Annotated in this window: 13 protein-coding genes; 5 read left to right on the top strand and 8 right to left on the bottom strand. The window is 73.4% G+C overall.

What is annotated here, in order from left to right:
* Positions 1–101: 101 nt before the first annotated feature.
* Positions 102–752, bottom strand: a complete 651-nt coding sequence (gene rpsD, locus AB0302_RS01925) for a 30S ribosomal protein S4 (RefSeq protein WP_319074221.1) — start codon at positions 750–752, stop codon at positions 102–104.
* 252 nt (positions 753–1,004) lie between these two features.
* Positions 1,005–2,471, bottom strand: a complete 1,467-nt coding sequence (locus tag AB0302_RS01930) for a replication-associated recombination protein A (RefSeq protein WP_366370365.1) — start codon at positions 2,469–2,471, stop codon at positions 1,005–1,007.
* 129 nt (positions 2,472–2,600) lie between these two features.
* Here AB0302_RS01930 and AB0302_RS01935 point away from each other — a divergent pair, with 129 nt between their 5' ends.
* On the top strand, positions 2,601–4,346 hold the full coding sequence (locus AB0302_RS01935; RefSeq protein ID WP_366370366.1) for a choice-of-anchor I family protein: 1,746 nt from the start codon (positions 2,601–2,603) through the stop codon (positions 4,344–4,346).
* Positions 4,347–4,419: 73 nt separating this feature from the next.
* Positions 4,420–4,890, top strand: a complete 471-nt coding sequence (dtd, locus tag AB0302_RS01940) for a D-aminoacyl-tRNA deacylase (RefSeq protein WP_248115616.1) — start codon at positions 4,420–4,422, stop codon at positions 4,888–4,890.
* Between the two features lie 25 nt (positions 4,891–4,915).
* Here the strand turns inward: dtd and aspS are convergent, their stop codons facing one another.
* The gene (gene aspS / locus AB0302_RS01945; RefSeq protein WP_366370367.1) at positions 4,916–6,742 is read right to left on the bottom strand and encodes an aspartate--tRNA ligase; all 1,827 of its coding nucleotides are present in this window, start codon (positions 6,740–6,742) and stop codon (positions 4,916–4,918) included.
* Between the two features lie 165 nt (positions 6,743–6,907).
* Here aspS and AB0302_RS01950 point away from each other — a divergent pair, with 165 nt between their 5' ends.
* Entirely contained in the window at positions 6,908–8,200 is a 1,293-nt protein-coding gene (locus AB0302_RS01950) for an APC family permease (RefSeq protein WP_366370368.1), read from the top strand.
* A gap of 12 nt (positions 8,201–8,212) precedes the next feature.
* Here the strand turns inward: AB0302_RS01950 and AB0302_RS01955 are convergent, their stop codons facing one another.
* Both AB0302_RS01955 and hisS read right to left on the bottom strand, forming a co-directional pair.
* Entirely contained in the window at positions 8,213–8,386 is a 174-nt protein-coding gene (locus tag AB0302_RS01955; protein ID WP_366370369.1) for a hypothetical protein, read from the bottom strand.
* Positions 8,387–8,448: 62 nt separating this feature from the next.
* A complete protein-coding gene (gene hisS / locus AB0302_RS01960) occupies positions 8,449–9,825 on the bottom strand; it encodes a histidine--tRNA ligase (protein WP_366370370.1) in 1,377 nt (458 codons plus the stop codon).
* 175 nt (positions 9,826–10,000) lie between these two features.
* Here hisS and AB0302_RS01965 point away from each other — a divergent pair, with 175 nt between their 5' ends.
* Positions 10,001–11,674, top strand: a complete 1,674-nt coding sequence (locus AB0302_RS01965; RefSeq protein ID WP_366370371.1) for a DUF349 domain-containing protein — start codon at positions 10,001–10,003, stop codon at positions 11,672–11,674.
* A 102-nt stretch (positions 11,675–11,776) separates the two neighbouring features.
* Positions 11,777–12,451, top strand: coding sequence for a hypothetical protein (locus AB0302_RS01970; RefSeq protein ID WP_366370372.1), 675 nt, complete (start codon positions 11,777–11,779; stop codon positions 12,449–12,451).
* A 7-nt stretch (positions 12,452–12,458) separates the two neighbouring features.
* Here AB0302_RS01970 and AB0302_RS01975 read toward each other — a convergent pair whose 3' ends face one another.
* From AB0302_RS01975 to secD, 3 genes are all read right to left on the bottom strand, one after another.
* A complete protein-coding gene (locus AB0302_RS01975) occupies positions 12,459–14,696 on the bottom strand; it encodes a bifunctional (p)ppGpp synthetase/guanosine-3',5'-bis(diphosphate) 3'-pyrophosphohydrolase (RefSeq protein ID WP_366370436.1) in 2,238 nt (745 codons plus the stop codon).
* A gap of 215 nt (positions 14,697–14,911) precedes the next feature.
* A complete protein-coding gene (secF, locus tag AB0302_RS01980) occupies positions 14,912–15,934 on the bottom strand; it encodes a protein translocase subunit SecF (protein ID WP_366370373.1) in 1,023 nt (340 codons plus the stop codon).
* Positions 15,931–17,715, bottom strand: a complete 1,785-nt coding sequence (gene secD, locus AB0302_RS01985) for a protein translocase subunit SecD (RefSeq protein WP_298711144.1) — start codon at positions 17,713–17,715, stop codon at positions 15,931–15,933. The genes secF and secD overlap by 4 nt, the downstream gene beginning before the upstream one ends.
* Positions 17,716–17,755: the final 40 nt, after the last annotated feature.

A 17,755-nucleotide genomic window follows, 5' to 3' on the forward strand; every position in this document is an offset into this window, starting at 1 on the left:
ACGGAGCCGGGGACGTCGCAGGCCCGGCACCTCGACGAGGTGACCGGGCCTGCGGGACGCGCGCGGCGTCGTCGTCCGGGACGGGTCCCGGAGGAGAGGGATCAGCGCGCGTAGTACTCGACCACGAGCTGCTCCTCGCAGGTCACGGGGACCTCGGAGCGCTTGGGGCGACGGGAGAGGGTGGCCTGGAGCTTCTCGATCTCCACGGTCAGGTAGCCCGGGGTGGTGGGCAGGACCTGCTGGTGGGCGCCGGCGGCGGCCAGCTGGAAGGGGACCATCTTCTCGGAGCGCTCGTGCACGTGGATCATCTGGCCCGGCTTCACGCGGAAGGAGGGGATGTCGACGCGCTTGCCGTCCACCATGATGTGGCGGTGCACGACGAGCTGGCGGGCGGCCTGGATGGTGCGGGCGAAGCCGGAGCGCAGCACGAGGGCGTCGAGGCGCATCTCGAGGAGCTCGACCAGGTTCTCACCGGTCAGGCCGGCGGTGCGCTTGGCCTCCTCGAAGTAGCGGCGCATCTGGGCCTCGCGGATGTTGTACTGCGCGCGCAGACGCTGCTTCTCCTTCAGACGCACCGCGTAGTCGGAGTCCTGCTTCTTGCGGGCGCGGCCGTGCTGACCGGGGCCGTACGGACGGCGCTCCATGTACTTCTCGGCCTTGGGGGTCAGGGCGATGCCCAGAGCGCGGGAGTGCCGCACGGTGCGGCGGGTGCGCAGGTTGCCACTCATGGTGGTCCCTTCTTTCCTTGACATGCGACACGGTTCGGGTTTGTCTCCGCGCCCCGTCAAGCACCCGCGCGGGCGCGGGCGACGGTGAGGGCGTGGAACCTGGCCTCCGCGTGATCCTCCGGAGAGCTGAGGGGCGTGCCGCCGCCCGTCATCCACTGATGCGCTGCGCGGTCCGCGCCGGAGCGCAGGCACACGGGGTGCCCGCCGATCGGCGCGGGGGGATCAGTCTGCGGCGCAGCGCCTGCCAGACCGGTCAACCCTACCAGAGCCGTGGGCTCAGTCCTGCCCGCGGACGATGCGCCGCAGGGCCGCCACCTGGTCCACGAGCCGCTTCTCATGGCCGATGGGCTTGGGCCGGTAGTAGTCCTTGCCCACGAGCGGGTCCGGCGGGTACTGCTGGCGGGCGACGGCGTGCGGCTCATCGTGGCTGTACACGTACCCCTTCCCGTGGCCGAGGTCCGCCGCGCCGGCGTAGTGGGCGTCCCGCAGCGGCGGCGGAACGAGCCCGCCGTGGCCCGCGCGCACGTCCGCGATCGCCTCGTTGATCGCCGTGTAGGAGGCGTTCGACTTCGGCGCCGTGGCCAGGTGCGTCACGGCCTGCGCGAGGATGATCCGCCCCTCCGGCATGCCGATCAGCTGCACCGCCTGGGCGGCGGCCACGGCGGTCTGCAGCGCGGTGGGGTCGGCCATCCCGACGTCCTCGGAGGCAGAGATCACGAGCCGCCGGGCGATGAACCGCGGGTCCTCCCCCGCCTCGAGCATCCGCGCGAGGTAGTGCAGCGCCGCGTCCACGTCCGAGCCGCGGATCGACTTGATGAACGCGGAGATCACGTCGTAGTGCTGGTCGCCGTCCTTGTCATAGCGCTGGACCGAGTGGTCCATCGCCTGCGCGGCGTCCTCCGCGGTCACGGTCACGGGCGTCCCGGCCTCGGCGCCCTCTCCCCCGGTGGACGGTTCGCCGTCCGCCTCCGCGGGATCCGCCCCCTCGGCCGCAGGGCGGTCGTCGCGCGCCCGGTCCAGTCCGACGCCGGCGGCCGCCTCCAGCACCGTGAGGGCCCGTCGGGCGTCGCCGGCGGCCATGCGCACGATGTACTCCCGGGCCTCGTCCGTGAGGGCGACCGCGCCGTTGAGCCCGCGCTCGTCCGCCACCGCCCGGTCCACGAGCCCCACGATGTCCTCCGCGGTGAGCGGCCGCAGCGTCAGCAGGAGCGACCGCGAGAGCAGCGGCGCGATCACCGAGAAGCTCGGGTTCTCCGTGGTGGCGGCCACGAGCACGACCCAGCGGTTCTCCACACCGGGCAGCAGCGCGTCCTGCTGCGCCTTCGTGAACCGGTGGATCTCGTCCAGGAACAGGACGGTGGTGCGGCCGTAGAGGTCGCGCTCGCGCAGGGCCTGCTCCATCACCTGGCGCACGTCCTTCACGCCCGCGGTGATGGCGGAGAGCTCCGTGAAGGTGCGCCCCTCGCCGCGCGCGATCACGTGCGCGAGCGTCGTCTTCCCGATCCCGGGCGGCCCGTACAGGATCACCGAGCTCGGGCCCGCGGCCTGCGAGGCGGGGTCCGGCTGGGCGAGCTTGCGCAGCGGCGAGCCGGCGTGGAGCAGGTGACGCTGGCCCAGGACCTCGTCGAGGGAGCGCGGCCGCATGCGCACCGCCAGCGGCGCGGACGGGTGCGTCCCGGCGACCGTCCCGGCGGGGCCGGGGTCGTCGTCGGGGGTGAGCGCGGCGGAGAAGAGGTCGTCCATCCCCTCCAGCGTAGGCCTCCCCCGTGCCGGTCACCCCGTGGAGAGGTGGGCGTCAGCGCGGGGTCACCCGCGGTTCACCCGCATGGCATAGATCTCAGGGGCACCCCCGCACCCCAGCACAGGAGCCCCATGCGCACCCTGCACCGCCTCGCCGCGGCGACCTCCGTCGTCGCCCTGTCCGCCGCCGTCGTCGCCCCGATGACCGCCGCCGCCCCGCCCGCCCACGCGAAGGCCCACGGGCGCTCCGCGGCCGTCGCGTCCGGCGACGCGGCCGGCAGGTCCGTCGAGCTGACCCCCGCCGGCACGCACGAGACCGGTGTGTTCGGCGAGTCCGCCGCCGAGATCCCGGCCTTCGACCCCACCACCGGCCGCCTGTTCGTGGTCAACGCGGAGAAGGGCGCGATCGACGTGCTGCGCGTCGGCGCCGACGGCGCCCCGACCGCGGAGACCGTCCTCTCCGCCGAGGGCCTGGCCACCGCCGACGGCTCCATCACGGACGAGGGTGCCACGGTGAACTCCGTGGCCGTGTCCGGCGGCGTGATGGCCGTGGCCGTGGAGGCCACGGACAAGACCGGCCTCGGCTGGGTCGTGTTCTTCGACACCGAGACCCTGGAGTACCTCGGCGGCGTCCGCGCGGGCGCCCTGCCGGACTCCATCGCCTTCTCCCCGAACGGCGAGTACGCCGTGGTCGCCAACGAGGGCGAGCCCGCCGACGACTTCTCCGTGGACCCGGAGGGCACGATCTCCGTGATCTCCGTGCCGAAGAACGTCCAGCAGTTCTCCCGCCTGTCCCAGGACGACGTGCGCACCGTGGACTTTCGCGCCTACGACGAGGGCGCCGCGCTGCCCGAGGGCGTCCGCGTGTTCGGCCCGGACGTGCAGGTTCCGGAGGGCCAGGAGGAGGCCGGCTACGTGGCCCGCAACCTCGAGCCCGAGTACGTCACCATCGGCGACACCGGCCGCACCGCCTACGTCTCGATCCAGGAGGCCAATGCGATCGTCGCGATCGACCTGAAGTCCGCGTCCATCGAGGACTTCTGGGCCCTCCAGCTCACCGACTGGTCCCAGGACGGCGTCCTCGACGTCTCCAACGACGACGACGCGATCACCCTGCAGAACTGGCCCGTGATGGGCGTGCCGATGCCCGACGGCATCGACTCCTACCGCTGGCGCGGGCAGGACCTCGTGGTCTCCGCCAACGAGGGCGACTCCCGCGAGTGGGGCGACTTCGTGGACGCCGAGCGGGTGAAGGACCTCGAGCTGTGCAAGGCCGAGTACCCGGACGCGAAGGCCCTGCAGAAGAAGGGCGCCCTGGGCCGCCTCAACGTCATCACGGACCTCGGCTACGACGCCGAGCGCGAGTGCTACTCCCAGCTGCACGCCTTCGGCGGCCGCTCCTTCTCCATCTACACCGCGGACGGCGAGCGGCTCTTCGACTCCGCCGGCATGATCGAGGAGCAGATCGCCGCGCTCATCGAGGCCGGCGAGCTGCCCGAGTGGGCGTTCAACGCGAACAACGACGAGACCCCCTCGTTCGACTCCCGCTCCGACGACAAGGGCGTCGAGCCCGAGTCCGTCGTCGTGGGCCGGATCCAGGGCCGCACCTACGCGTTCGTGGGCCTGGAGCGCATCGGCGGCGTGATGGTCTTCGACATCACGAACCCGACGCAGGCCACCTACGTGGACTACGTCAACGAGCGCAACTGGGACGCCGAGGGCGACGACGCCGAGGCCGGCCTGGGCGACATGGGTGCCGAGGGCCTGACCTTCGTGCCCGCGCACGAGTCCCCCTCGGGCGTGGCGCTGCTGATCGTGGCCAACGAGGTCTCCGGCTCCACCACCGTGTACGAGGTGAACCCCACCCGCGTGAAGTGATGCGCTGACGGGGCATGGCCCCGACGCGACCCGGACGGGCGCGCCGCGGAACGGCACGGGGCACAATGGCCCCATGAGAGCCGTCCTGCAGCGCGCCCGTTCCGCGTCCGTGACCGTGGTCGACGCCGAGGCCGGCACCCGCGAGGTGGTCGGCGGGCTCGCGGCGCCCGGGCTCATGGTCCTGCTGGGAGTGAGCACCGAGGACGGACCCGCCGAGGCGGACGCTCTCGCCGCGAAGGTGGCGCACCTGCGCATGCTCGACGGCGAGGAGTCCCTGGTGTCCGCCGCCGCGCCGGCCCTCGTGGTCAGCCAGTTCACCCTCCACGGGGACGTCCGCAAGGGCCGCCGCCCGTCCTGGACGAGGGCGGCGCGCGGCGATCAGGCGGAGCCGCTGTACGAGCGCTTCCTGGCCGGGCTGGAGGCGGAGGGCGTGCACGTGGAGCGCGGCGTGTTCGGCGCGCAGATGGACGTGGCCCTCGTGAACGACGGGCCCTTCACGCTGATCGTGGACACCGACGACCTGGCGGGGCCGCGGCGAGGCTGACGACGCCCCCGCCGCGGCCCGAGGGTCAGGCCTGGGGCGCCTCGGCCTTCTCGCCCTCGGCCTTCTTCGGCTCCGGCTTCGCGTCCACACCGGCCTCCTTGCGCTGCTGCGGCGTGATCGGCGCCGGGGCGGCGGTCAGCGGGTCGAAGCCGCCACCGGTCTTCGGGAAGGCGATGACCTCGCGGATCGACTCGGTGCCGGCCAGCAGCGCCACCACGCGGTCCCAGCCGAAGGCGATGCCGCCGTGCGGCGGGGCTCCGTACTTGAAGCCCTCGAGCAGGAAGCCGAACTTCTCCTGGGCGTCCTCCTCGGACAGGCCCATCACCTGGAAGACGCGCTTCTGCATCTCCTGCTGGTGGATGCGGATGGAGCCGCCGCCGATCTCGTTGCCGTTGCAGACGATGTCGTACGCGTAGGCCAGGGCCGAGCCCGGGTCGGTGTCGAACGTGTCCGCGAACTCCGGCTTGGGCGAGGTGAAGGCGTGGTGCACGGCGGTCCACGTGCCGGAGCCCACGGCCACGTCGCCCGAGGCGACCGCGTCGGCGGCGGGCTCGAACATGGGGGCGTCGACGACCCACACGAACGCCCAGTCGGCGTCTTTGGCCTCGACGCCGTTGCCGGCGTCCGTGAAGAGCTCGCAGCGGCGGCCGATCTCCACGCGGGCCGCGCCGAGCAGCGCGCGGGCCTCCTTGGCGGAGCCGGCGGCGAAGAACACGCAGTCGCCGGGCTCGGCCCCGACGGCGGCGGCAAGGCCGGCCTTCTCCTCGTCGGTGATGTTCTTGGAGACCGGGCCGGTCAGCGAGCCGTCCTCCTGGACGAGCACGTAGGCCAGGCCCTTGGCACCGCGCTGCTTGGCCCACTCCTGCCAGGCGTCGAGCGTGCGGCGGGCCTGGGAGGCGCCGCCGGGCATCACGACGGCGCCCACGTACTCGTTCTGGAACACGCGGAAGGGCGTGTCCTTGAAGTACGCGGTGAGGTCGGTCAGCTCGAGGCCGAAGCGCAGGTCCGGCTTGTCCGAGCCGTACTTCTCCATGGCCTCGGCGTACGTCATGCGGCGGATCGGGGTCTGGACCTCGACGCCCACGAGGCCCCACAGGGCCTGCACGATCTTCTCGCCGAGGGCGATAACGTCGTCCTGCTCCACGAACGAGGCCTCGATGTCCAGCTGGGTGAACTCGGGCTGGCGGTCGGCGCGGAAGTCCTCGTCGCGGTAGCAGCGGGCGATCTGGTAGTACTTCTCGATCCCGCCGACCTGCAGCAGCTGCTTGAACAGCTGCGGGGACTGGGGCAGGGCGTACCAGGAGCCGGGCGCGAGGCGGGCGGGGACGAGGAAGTCGCGGGCGCCCTCCGGCGTCGAGCGGGTCAGCGTGGGGGTCTCCACCTCGGTGAAGCCCTCGCCGTGCAGCAGCTCGCGGGCCGTGCGGTTGGCCTCGGAGCGCAGGCGCATGATGCGGCTCGGCTGCGGGCGGCGCAGGTCAAGGTAGCGGTGGCGCAGGCGCGCCTCCTCGCCGACCTCCACGTGCTCGTCCACCTGGAACGGCAGGGCGGCCGCGGTGTTGAGCACGGTGACGTCCTCGGCGATCAGCTCGACCTCGCCCGAGGCGAGGTTCGCGTTCTCGTTGCCCTCGGGGCGGCGCTCCACGGTGCCGGTGACCTGCAGGACCCACTCGTTGCGCAGCGGGTCGAAGTCGGCCTCGTCCCGCACCACGACCTGGGCGCGGCCGGACGCGTCGCGCAGGTCCACGAAGGCCACGCCGCCGTGGTCACGCCGCTTCGCCACCCAGCCGGTGACGGTGACGGTCTGGCCGATGAGCGAGGCGTTGAGCTCGCCGAGGTGGTGGGTGCGCAGCACGGGGTGTCCTCTCCGTCCGGTGTCCGCCGGACGAGGTGCGGGGTTCATGTGATGGTCGGTCCGCCGTGGTATCCCTGGGGGACACGCGCGCGGACCGTCGCACGCGAGTCTACTGGCCGCCCGCCGGCGCCAGGCCACCACCGTCCCCTCTGACCAGGAGGCCCCGTGCTGCAGCGCCGCCTGACCCTGCCCCATGCCATCGCCATCGGCCTCGGCTCCATGATCGGTGCGGGCGTCTTCACCGCCATCGGCCTCGCGGCCGCCCTCACGGGCGGGCATCCGGGGCTGCTCTTCGCGGCACTCGGCCTGGCCGTGCTCACCGCGCTGTGCAACGCGCTCTCCACCGCCCAGCTGGCCACGGTGCACCCCGAGTCCGGCGGCACCTACGTGTACGGCCGCCGGCAGCTGCACCCCCTCGCCGGCTTCCTCGCCGGCTGGGGCTTCGTCACGGGCAAGACGGCCTCGGTGGCCGCCATGGCGGCGACGGTCGGCCTCTACCTCTTCCCGGACCAGCCCCTGGCCGCGCGCCTGGCGGGCGTGGCCGCCGTCGTCGTCCTCACGGGCGTGGCCATGGCGGGCGTGACCCGCACCGCGCAGGCCACCATGGCCATCCTCGTGCCCGTGGTGGCGGTGCTCGCCCTCACGACGGCGGCCGGGCTGGCCCTCGACGATCGCGGCGCGGGCGACGTGGCGGGCGGCCTCGGGGACGCCCCCATGGCGGGCGTGCTCATGGGCGCGGGCGTGCTGTTCTTCGCGTTCGCCGGCTACGCCCGCGTGGCGACGATGGGAGAGGAGGTCATCGACCCGCGGCAGACCATCCCGCGGGCCATCCTGATCGCCCTGGGCCTGACCGTCGGCCTCTACACGCTCGTGACGCTCGGGCTCCTCGCCGCGCTCGGCCCGAGGGGCCTGGCGCTCTCCCCGGCGCCCGTGCGCGAGGCACTCGAGGTCACCCTGGGCTCCGGATGGGGCTGGCTCGCCCTCGTCGCCGCCGGCCTGGCCAGCGCGGGCGCGATGCTCAACCTGCTCACCGGCATCTCCCGCACGGCCCTGGCGATGGCCCGGGAGTCCGACCTGCCGCGGCCGCTGGCCCGCGTGCACGAGCGCACCGGCACGCCGTGGGTCGGCCAGCTGGCCGTCGCGATGGCCGTGATCCTGCTGGTGCTCACCACCGACATCCTCACCGTGGTGGGCTTCAGCTCCTTCGGCGTGCTGGTCTACTACGCCGTGGCCAACCTCGCGGCGCTCACCCTGCGCGGCGGCGAGGACGGCAGGGACGCCGCGCTCCCCCGCCCGCTGCGGGTCCCGCGGGCCGTGAACGTGCTGGGCCTCGTGCTGTGCCTGGTCCTGGCGTTCACCCTGCCGCCTCTGTCCGTGGTGGCGATGCTCGCGGTCTTCCTCATCGGCGTGGGCGGACGCGCCTTCGTGCTGGCCGGGCGGGACCGGCCCCCGCGCTGAGGCCGGAGGCCGTCAGGCCGATGCGGGCCGTCGGCGACGACGCTCCTGGCGAGCCGCGGCGATGCCATCCACCGGGCCCGCCAGCAGCCCGCCGAGCACCAGCACGGTGATCTCGTACGGCTGCGGGACCAGCGGGTTCGGCTCCCCGGCGGTGAGGAGGGTCAGGACGGCGGTGGGCAGCTCCATGGTGGCATCCTCGGCGCCGGCCGTGACTCGCCTCACGGACAGGCGGGTCGGACGGGCATCGGTCAGGCGGGGTCGACGTCCTCCGCGCGCGTGATCTGCGGCAGCAGGTCCTCGGCGGACGGGGTCCAGTCGGCCGGGTCGGCCGCGGTCTGCTCGCCGGAGCGGATGTCCTTGACCTCGTGGGTGCGGGTGCCGGCGTCGTCGCGACCCATGAACCACACGTAGGGGATGCCGCGGCGGTCGGCGTACTTGATCTGCTTGCCGAACTTCTCCGCGCTCACGGCGACCTCGGCCGGGATGCCCCGCTCGCGCAGCAGCGCGGCCACGTCCTGCGCCTCCGACCAGTCCGCGTCCTGGGTGAGTGCGACGTACACGGCGGTCGGCACGGAGCGTGAGGCCACGGCCATCTCCTGCGAGAGCATGCGCATCACGAGGCGCGTCACGCCGATGGAGAGGCCCACGCCCGGGAAGACGCGGGTCCCCTTCGACGCCAGCGCGTCGTAGCGGCCGCCCGAGCAGATCGAGCCGAGCTGCTCGTGGCCCACGAGCACGGTCTCGTAGACGGTGCCGGTGTAGTAGTCGAGGCCGCGCGCGATCGAGAGGTCCGCGACGGCGCGCCCGGGGGCGCGGCGGTGCAGCGTGCCCACGACGTCGGCCAGCTCGGCCAGGCCCTCCTCGAGCAGCTCGTCCTCCACGCCGAGGGCGCGGACCTGCTCGACGAAGGAGGTGTCCTCGGTACGGATCGCGGCCAGCTCGAGGGCCTGGCGCGCCTGCTCCTCGGTGGCGCCGAGCTCCTCCTGCAGCAGGCGGGCGACCTCGTCGGGGCCGATCTTCTCCAGCTTGTCAATGGAGCGGAGCACGCCCGCGGCGTCGGTGAGCCCGATGCCGCGGTAGAAGCCCTCGGCGAGCTTGCGGTTGTTCACGCGGATGAGGAAGTCGCCGATCGGCAGGGCCCCGAGCGCCTCGGCCATCACGAGCGCGACGTCGGCGTCGTAGCGCGGGGAGAGCTCGCCGTCGCCCACGACGTCGATGTCCGCCTGCGTGAACTCGCGGGCGCGACCCTCCTGGGGGCGCTCGCCGCGCCAGACCTTCTGCATCTGGAAGCGGCGGAACGGGAAGGCCAGGTGGCCGGCGTTCTCCACCACGTAGCGCGCGAACGGAACGGTGAGGTCGAAGTGCAGCGCCAGGCGCTTCGGGTCGTTCGGATCCTTGGCCGAGGTGCCCTCGGCGTCCTCGGCGAGGCGGGAGACGGCGTAGACCTCCTTGTCGATCTCGCCCTTGCGCAGCAGCTGGCCCAGGGTCTCGACGGCGCGGGTCTCGATGCCGGCGAACCCGTGGAGCTCGAAGGTCCGGCGCAGGGTGTCCAGCACGTGCTGCTCCACGAGGCGCTCGGCAGGGAGCCACTCGTGGAAACCGGAGAGGGAGGCCTTGCGGGACATGGGAATCCTTCGCGACGACGGTGAGGGGCGGTGGCGGGAACGGAGCACCGAGCCCGAGCACCGGCCCATTCTAGTCGGGGCCGCCGACGCGGCCGGTACGCTGGGGACGTTCGTGTCCATCCCGACCGGCCCGCGCCCCGCGTGCGCGTCGGCGCATCCAGGGAGAGTTCCAGCGGTGACCCACCAGCAGCAGCCCGACGACCAGCAGTCCCCCGCCCTCGAGGACGAGGCCGAGGCGACCGCCGCCCTGCCCGAGCAGGACGCCCCCCAGACCCCCGAGCAGGACGCCCCGAACCAGGACGCCGTTCCTGCCGAGGAAGCCAGCGCCGAGGAGCCCCCCGTGCCCGCGGAGGCCCAGCCGCTGGCCGTGGTGGTGCCCGACGCCTCCGAGCACGGCACCGCGCCGGCCGAGGACACCGCGGAGGCCCCGGCGGAGTCGTCCGCCGAGCAGGCCGCGCCCGCCGCCCGCCCCGGTCCGGCCTCCCCCGCCGCGATGCGCCCCGCGGCGCCCAAGGCCCCCGCCACTCCCGCCGCCGTGAAGCCGGCGCGCGCCGCCAAGGCCCCGGCCGTCGTCGCGCCCGCCGTGCCCCCCACGCCGATCGCCGAGGCCGCCCGCTTCGCCCGCGTGAGCGAGGACGGCCACGTCACGCTGCTGGACGGCGAGGACGAGGTCGCGGTCGGCCAGGTGCCGGAGGCCTCCACCGAGGAAGCGCTCAGCTACTTCGTGCGCAAGTACGACGACGTGCGCGCGCAGATGGCCCTGTTCCAGCAGCGCATCGCCGCCGGGGCCCCCTCGGGCGAGCTGGGCAAGGCCCTGGGCCAGATGACCTCCGCCGTGGACGAGCGCCACATGGTGGGCGACATGGCCGCGCTGCGCACCCGCCTCGCCGCCCTCGACACCCTCCTGGGCGACTACCGCGCCGCGGAGCAGGAGGCCCGCCAGGCCGCCCAGGCGGAGCAGCTGGCCGCCCGCGAGGCGATCGTGGCCGAGGCCGAGGGCTACGCCGGCACCGCCGCGGAGCGGATGCCGTGGAAGCAGGCCTCCGCGCGCATGGCCGAGCTGTTCGACGAGTGGAAGGCCGCGCAGAAGGCCGGCCCGCGCCTGTCCAAGTCGGTGGAGGACGGCCTGTGGAAGCGCTTCCGTGCCGCCCGCACCACGTTCGACAAGACCCGCCGCGCCCACTTCTCGCGCCTCGACGCGGCGAGCTCCGAGGCCAAGCAGGTCAAGGAGAAGCTGATCGCCCGCGCGGAGGAGCTCTCCTCCTCCACGGACTGGGGCGTGACGGCCGGCAAGTACCGCGACCTCATGGACGAGTGGAAGAAGGCCCCCCGCGCCTCCCGCAAGGAGGACGACGCCCTGTGGGCCCGCTTCCGCGCCGCACAGGACGTGTTCTTCGCGGCCCGCAAGGCCGTGGACGCCGAGGTCGACCGTGAATACGCCGCCAACCTGAAGGTCAAGGAGCAGATCCTGGCCGACGGCCAGAAGATGCTCCCCGTCACCGACCTCAAGGCGGGCCGCGCCGCGCTCAATGCGCTGCGGGGCCGCTGGGAGGAGGCCGGCAAGGTGCCGCGGGGCGACATGCGCCGCATGGAGGAGGGCTTCCGCAAGCTCGAGGACGCCGTCAAGGAGGCCGAGTCCGAGCACTGGCGCCGCACCGATCCGGAGACCAAGGCCCGCACCAGCTCGGCCCTGACGCAGCTCGAGGAGACCATCGCCGGCCTCGAGGCGGACCTGGAGAAGGCCAAGGCCAAGGGCGACCAGCGCGGCATCGCGAAGGCCCAGGAGGCCCTCGACGCCCGCCTGCAGTGGAAGCAGGCCCTCGAGGCCGCGGCCTCCGAGCTGCGCTGACCCCTCCGCGGCGTCCCCCGAACGCCGGCTCCCGCACCCCCGTTCGGCACCTGTCCACAGGTGCCGAACGGGGGTGCGGCGTCTCTGGCACGCTTCGGTGCCATGAGCACCTCCCCCGCCCCTGCGCCCGCCGCGCCGCCGACGGCCGCACCGCCGGCCACTGCCCTCCCGACGTCGGCCCGCCGCGGGCTCGCGACGGACCTCGTTGTGGCCGGGGAGCACTTCACCGACGCGGAGCTGCAGGCGCTCGTGCACCGCGGCGCCATCGATCGGGTCCTCCCGGGCGTCTACTGCCGGTCCCGCGCGGCCCGCGACGCGGAGACACGGGCCGCCGCCCTCTGGCTCCTGGCCGGCCCCATCCTGGCGGCCGGCTGGACGGCGGTGGGTCCGTCAGCGGCGTGGGTGCTCGCGGGCGGGCCGGCGCCCCCGCGGATCCACGCGGCCGTGGCGCACTACCACCGCCTGCCCGCCGGCGGCACGGTCCTGCCGTGGGCGCTCGTGCAGTCGGACGTGGCCGCGGGGCCGCAGGGGCACGCCGAGGCCGAGGCGGACGTGATGCGGGTCGGGCCGGCGCGCGTGACGACGCCGGCCCGCACCGTGGAGGACCTCCTGCTCACCGGGGACCCGGACCACGCGCGGCGCGCCGCGCACGTGATGGCCCGCCACGGGACGGCGGGGCTGACCGAGCGACTGGCTCGGCCCACGCGGCGGGCGGGCGTCGTCGCCGCCCGGGCCCGCCTCGCGGCGCTGCTCACTGCGCTGGAGGCGCCCGGGTGAGGGGCGCTCAGGTGCGGTGGACGTCGAACACGCCGTCGATCCGGCGCACCGCGTTGACCACGTGGCTCAGGTACATGGGATCGCCCATCTCGAAGACGAACCGGCTCATGGCCACGCGGTCGCGCGTGGTGTTCACGGACGCCGAGAGGATGTTGACGTGGTTCTCCGCGAGCACGCGCGTGACGTCCGAGAGCAGGGACGTGCGGTCGAGCGCCTCCACCTGGATCTCCACGAGGTAGACGGTGTCCCGCGAAGGCGCCCACTCCACGGGCACGCGGCGCTCGGGCTCCTGCCCCAGCATGGTCGCCAGGTTGCGGCAGTCGGCCCGGTGCACGGAGACGCCAGAGCCGCGCGTGACGAATCCGTCCACCTCGTCCGGCGGAACGGGGTTGCAGCACCGCGCCAGCTTCGCCAGCACCCCGCCGTCGCCGGCCACGAGCACGCCGGCGTCGTTGGTGGCACGCTGCGGGGTGCGGCGCGTCTGCGCGGGGACGAGCGCTGCGAGGTCGACCTCGCCCACGGGGAGCTCCGCGGTCGGCTCCGCGGCGGGGGGTGCGGGCGGGGCCAGGCGCTCCTCGAGCCGCTCGCACACGGCCTGTGCGGAGACATGCCCGTCGCCCACCGCGGCGAAGAGGCCGTCCAGGTCGGCGTAGCCCATCTCCTCCGCGACCCCGACGATCTCCTCGCCGCCGAGCACCTTCTGCACGGCAAGGCCGGCCCGGCGCATGCGTCGGGTGAGGGCCTCGCGGCCGCGCTCGGCCTGCTCGTCGCGGCGCTGGGTGGCGAAGTGGTGGCGGATCTTGGACCTGGCCCGCGGCGAGACCACGAACCCCATCCAGTCCCGGCTCGGGCCGGCGTCCTCGGCCTTGGAGGTGAACACCTCCACGGTGTCCCCGTGGCTGAGCGGGGTGGAGAGCGGCACGAGCTTGCCGTTCACGCGCGCGCCGATGGTGCGGTGGCCGACGTCGGTGTGGATGGCGTACGCGAAGTCCACCGGCGTGGACCCGGCCGGGAGGGAGCGGATCTCGCCCTTGGGCGTGAACACGTAGACCTCGTCGGCGCCGATCTGGGTGCGCAGCGCGGAGAGGAACTCGTCCGGGTCCCGCGTGTCCTTCTGCCAGTCCATGACGGAGCGCAGCCACGCGGGCGTGGCCTGCGCGGGGGCCTGGGCAGCCGCAGCCGCCCCGGCCTTGTACCGCCAGTGCGCGGCCACGCCGTACTCGGCCTGGCGGTGCATCTCCAGCGTGCGGATCTGGATCTCCACGGGCTTGCCGTCGGGGCCGATGACGGTGGTGTGGAGGGAGCGGTACATGTTGAGCTTCGGGACGGCGATGTAGTCCTTGAACCGGCCCGGGATCGGGTTCCACCGCGCATGGATCACGCCCAGCACCGCGTAGCAGTCCCGCACGGTGTCCACGATGATGCGGATGCCCGTGAGGTCGTGGATCTGGTCGAAGTCCTTCCCGCGCGTGATCATCTTCTGGTAGATCGAGTAGTAGTGCTTGGGGCGCCCGGTGACGGTGGCCCGGATGCGCTGCTCGCGCAGCTGCTCCTCGATCACGCCGCGCAGGGACTGGAGATGCTTCTCCCGCTCCGGATTGCGGTCGCCCACGAGGCGCACGAGCTCCGCGTAGACCTTGGGCTTCAGAGCCGCGAACGCGAGGTCCTCGAGCTCCCACTTCACCGTGTTCATGCCGAGCCGGTGCGCGAGCGGGGCGTAGATGTCCAGGGTCTCCCGCGCCTTCTTGGCACTCGAGGCGGGTGAGACATAGCGCCACGTGCGGGCGTTGTGCAGGCGGTCCGCGAGCTTGATGAGCAGCACGTTCACGTCCTGCGCCATGGCGATGACCATCTTGCGGACGGTCTCGGCCTGCGCGGCGGCCCCGTAGGTCACCTTGTCCAGCTTCGTGACGCCGTCCACGAGCAGCGCGACCTCGGGGCCGAAGTCCCGGCGCAGCTGCTCGAGCGAGTAGTCGGTGTCCTCCACGGTGTCGTGCAGCAGGGCCGCCAGGAGCGTGGGGCCGGTGACGCCGATCTCGGCGAGGATGGTGGCCACGGCCACGGGGTGCGTGATGTAGGGGTCCCCCGAACGGCGCATCTGCCCCGCATGGCAGCGCTGCGCGACCTCGAAGGCGCGCACGATCTCCATGAGCTCGGCGCGGGTGGCGCGCTGGCGCACGGTGCGCATGAGCGGCTCGAGCAGCGGCGAGTACTCGGTGGCGTGGCGGCCGGTGAGGCGGGCCATGCGGCCGCGGGGCCGCGCCGCGGCGGGCGGTGTCTGCGGCGCCGGGGGCGGGCCGGCCGGGGCGGGGTGCTGGTGCTGCTCGCTCATGGCGGCGACTCCTTCGGATACCGGGCCCGGCCCGCGGATGATGGGCGAGTCTACCCCGGGCAGAGGGACGGGGGCGGGAGGGCACGTCGCCGTGCCCGCCCGCCCCCGCCCGGGTCGTCGTCAGCGGATCAGACCGCCGGGACGCGCCCCTCGCCGTCCTCGCCGTCCGCGCCGCGGGCGGCGGAGAGCTCGCCCACCCGCGCGTCGTGCGCCCGCACGTCCGCGTCGCCGCGGCGCAGGAGCGCGTACAGCGGGGCCTGGATGAAGAGCGTGGAGAGCGTGCCCACGATGATGCCCACGAACAGGGCCAGGGCGATGTCCCGCAACGTGCCGGCCCCGAGCAGTCCGGCGCCGATGAACAGGATGGAGCCCACGGGCAGGATGCCGACGATCGAGGTGGTGATGGAGCGGACGAGCGTCTGGTTCACGGCCAGGTTCACGTTCTGCGCGAACGTGCGGCGGGGGTCCTCGTGGTCCGTGGCCGTGTTCTCGCGGATCTTGTCGAAGACCACCACGGTGTCGTAGAGCGCGTAGGAGAGGATCGTGAGGAAGCCGATGATCGCCGAGGGCGTCACCTCGAACCCCGTCGCCCCGTAGATCCCGGCGGTCAGGGCCACCACGTACAGCATGCCCAGCACGGCGGCGAGCGACATCTTCCACGTGCGGAAGTACAGGGCCATGAACAGGGTCACCAGCACCACGAACACGATCAGGCCGATGAGCGCCTGCTGGGAGACCGCCTGGCCCCATGTCGGGCCGACGAACGTGGAGGTGACCTGGTCCTGTCCCACGCCGTAGGCGCCCTGGAGGTTCTCGGCCACCTGGCGGGTCTGCGCGTCGTCGAGCTGTTCGGTCTGCACGCGCATGGTGCCGGGCGCGATGTCGGTGACCGTGGGGTCCGAGTCCGGCACCACGTCGGCGACGGCCTGCCGTCCGGGCTCCACGTCCGTGGACTGGGCGGAGGAGACGGTGAACTCCGAGCCGCCCTTGAACTCGATGCCGAGGTTGTACCCGCCGCGCAGCGCGGTCAGGCCCGCGGCGAGGGCCAGGAGGATCCCGGCGAGGGCGAACCAGCGTACCCAGCGCTGGACGAAGGGGTAGGAGGTCCGCCCCGAGTAGAGGTCGTTGCCCCAGGCTGCGAAGCGGTTCACGGCGTGTCCTCCTGTGCGGCGGCGCGCTCGGCGCGCCGGCGTTCGGCGATGGTCATGGGGGCCGCCCCGCGGCGCCCGCGGGACGGGCCGGCGAGGACGGACGCGGCGGCGTGCGCGCCCGAGGCGGGGGCGCCGTCCTCCTCGGCGGAGGTTCCCGGCGCGGCGACCCGGGGCTCCCGGAGGCGGCCCGCGCCCTGGTACAGCGCCGGCTCCTCCCCCAGCAGCGAGGGGTCCAGCCCGGACATGCGGTGCCCGCCGCCGACGAAGCGGGTCTGCGCGAGCAGCTGCATGATCGGGTGGGTGAACCAGAAGACCACGATGAGGTCGGCGATCGCGGTCAGGCCCAGGGTGAAGGCGAAGCCGCGGACGTTGCCCACGGCCACGAAGTAGAGCACGACGGCGGCGAGCAGGTTCACGGCCTTCGACGCGGCGATGGTGCGCTTCGCGCGCTTCCAGCCCTCGTGGACGGCGACGTCCACGGTGCGGCCCGCGCGCAGCTCGTCCTTGATGCGCTCGAAGTAGACGATGAACGAGTCGGCCGTGAGGCCGATCGCCACGATCAGGCCCGCGATGCCGGCCAGGGAGAGGCGGTAGTTGTCCGTCCAGCCGAGGATGGCGATGGCGAGGTAGGTCAGGAGTCCGGCCACCACGATCGAGGCGAACGTCAGCAGGCCGAGGGCGCGGTACTGGAAGAGCTGGTAGACGGCCACCAGGGCGAGGCCGATGAGGCCCGCGATCAGGCCCCAGAACAGCTGGTCCTGGCCGAGGGTGGCAGAGATCTGCTGTTCGGACTCGATGGAGAAGGAGATGGGCAGCGAGCCGTAGCTGAGCTGCTCGGCGAGCTGAGCGGTGGACTCCTCCGTCATGCTGCCGCCGCTGATCTGCGCGCTGCCGTTGGTGATGACGCCGTTGGACTGCGGCGCGGAGATGACCTCGCCGTCCAGGACCATGGCGAACTGCTTGCGCGGGTCGCCCTCCGGGTACGGGGTCAGGCGCTGCGTGACCTCGGCGAAGGTCTTGGCGCCCTCGGCGTCGAAGTCGATGTTCACGACCCACTGGTTCGTGGACACGCCGCCCGTCGCCTGGGCCATGCCGTTGGTGGCGCCGTCGATCTGGGTGCCGGGGATGACCACGGGGCCCAGGAGGTACTTCACGGACGGGGAGACGATGCCGCCGTCCGTCTCCTCCGCCGGCTGGCACGCCACGATCGCCTGGTCCGCGGGCTGGGCCGGGGCGGAGGGATCGCGGGGCACGGTGCAGTCCGCGCGTTGGAACTCGTCGGCGAGCTCGGGCGTCAGCCGGTTCGGGTCGTAGGCGTCCGTCGGCTCCGCGGTGGGCTTCGGGAACTGGTCAACGGGAATGAGCTGGTCCTCGGGGGTGGCCTCGCCGGGGGCGGCCTGCAGCACGGGGCGGAACACCATGTCCGCAGAGGCCTGGATGAGGCGGCGCGTCTCGTCGTCGGGCACGCCGGGGAGGGAGACCACGACGTTCTCGGCGCCCTGGGTGGCCACCTCGGCCTCGGCCACGCCGGAGCCGTCCACGCGCTGGCGGATGATCTCCACCGCCTGCTGGAGCTGCTCGGGGGTGGCCTCCTCACCGGAGGCGGTCTGCGGGGCCAGCACCATCTGCGTGCCGCCCTCGAGGTCCAGGGCCAGCTTCGGGGCCCAGCTCGCCTGGCCGGAGGCCACGCCGAAGCCGAGGATCGCCGTGAGCGCCACGACCAGGGCGGCCAGCCAGGCCAGGGTGCGCGCAGCTGAGCCGGTGGGGGATGTCTTCGCCATGCTTCAGGTGCTTCCGTCCGCGTCGGGGGCGGGCCGTGAC

Origin of the sequence: Micrococcus sp. NPDC078436 (assembly GCF_040702705.1) — a bacterium.
In the GTDB taxonomy this organism is placed as follows: Bacteria; Actinomycetota; Actinomycetes; order Actinomycetales; family Micrococcaceae; genus Micrococcus.

Coding starts and splice junctions, on each gene's coding strand:
- rpsD (WP_319074221.1), bottom strand. CDS start 752: ATGTCAAGGAAAGAAGGGACCACCATGAGTGGCAACCTGCGCACCCGC.
- AB0302_RS01930 (WP_366370365.1), bottom strand. CDS start 2,471: ATGGACGACCTCTTCTCCGCCGCGCTCACCCCCGACGACGACCCCGGC.
- AB0302_RS01935 (WP_366370366.1), top strand. CDS start 2,601: ATGCGCACCCTGCACCGCCTCGCCGCGGCGACCTCCGTCGTCGCCCTG.
- dtd (WP_248115616.1), top strand. CDS start 4,420: ATGAGAGCCGTCCTGCAGCGCGCCCGTTCCGCGTCCGTGACCGTGGTC.
- AB0302_RS01955 (WP_366370369.1), bottom strand. CDS start 8,386: ATGGAGCTGCCCACCGCCGTCCTGACCCTCCTCACCGCCGGGGAGCCG.
- hisS (WP_366370370.1), bottom strand. CDS start 9,825: ATGTCCCGCAAGGCCTCCCTCTCCGGTTTCCACGAGTGGCTCCCTGCC.
- AB0302_RS01970 (WP_366370372.1), top strand. CDS start 11,777: ATGAGCACCTCCCCCGCCCCTGCGCCCGCCGCGCCGCCGACGGCCGCA.
- AB0302_RS01975 (WP_366370436.1), bottom strand. CDS start 14,696: ATGGCCCGCCTCACCGGCCGCCACGCCACCGAGTACTCGCCGCTGCTC.
- secD (WP_298711144.1), bottom strand. CDS start 17,715: ATGGCGAAGACATCCCCCACCGGCTCAGCTGCGCGCACCCTGGCCTGG.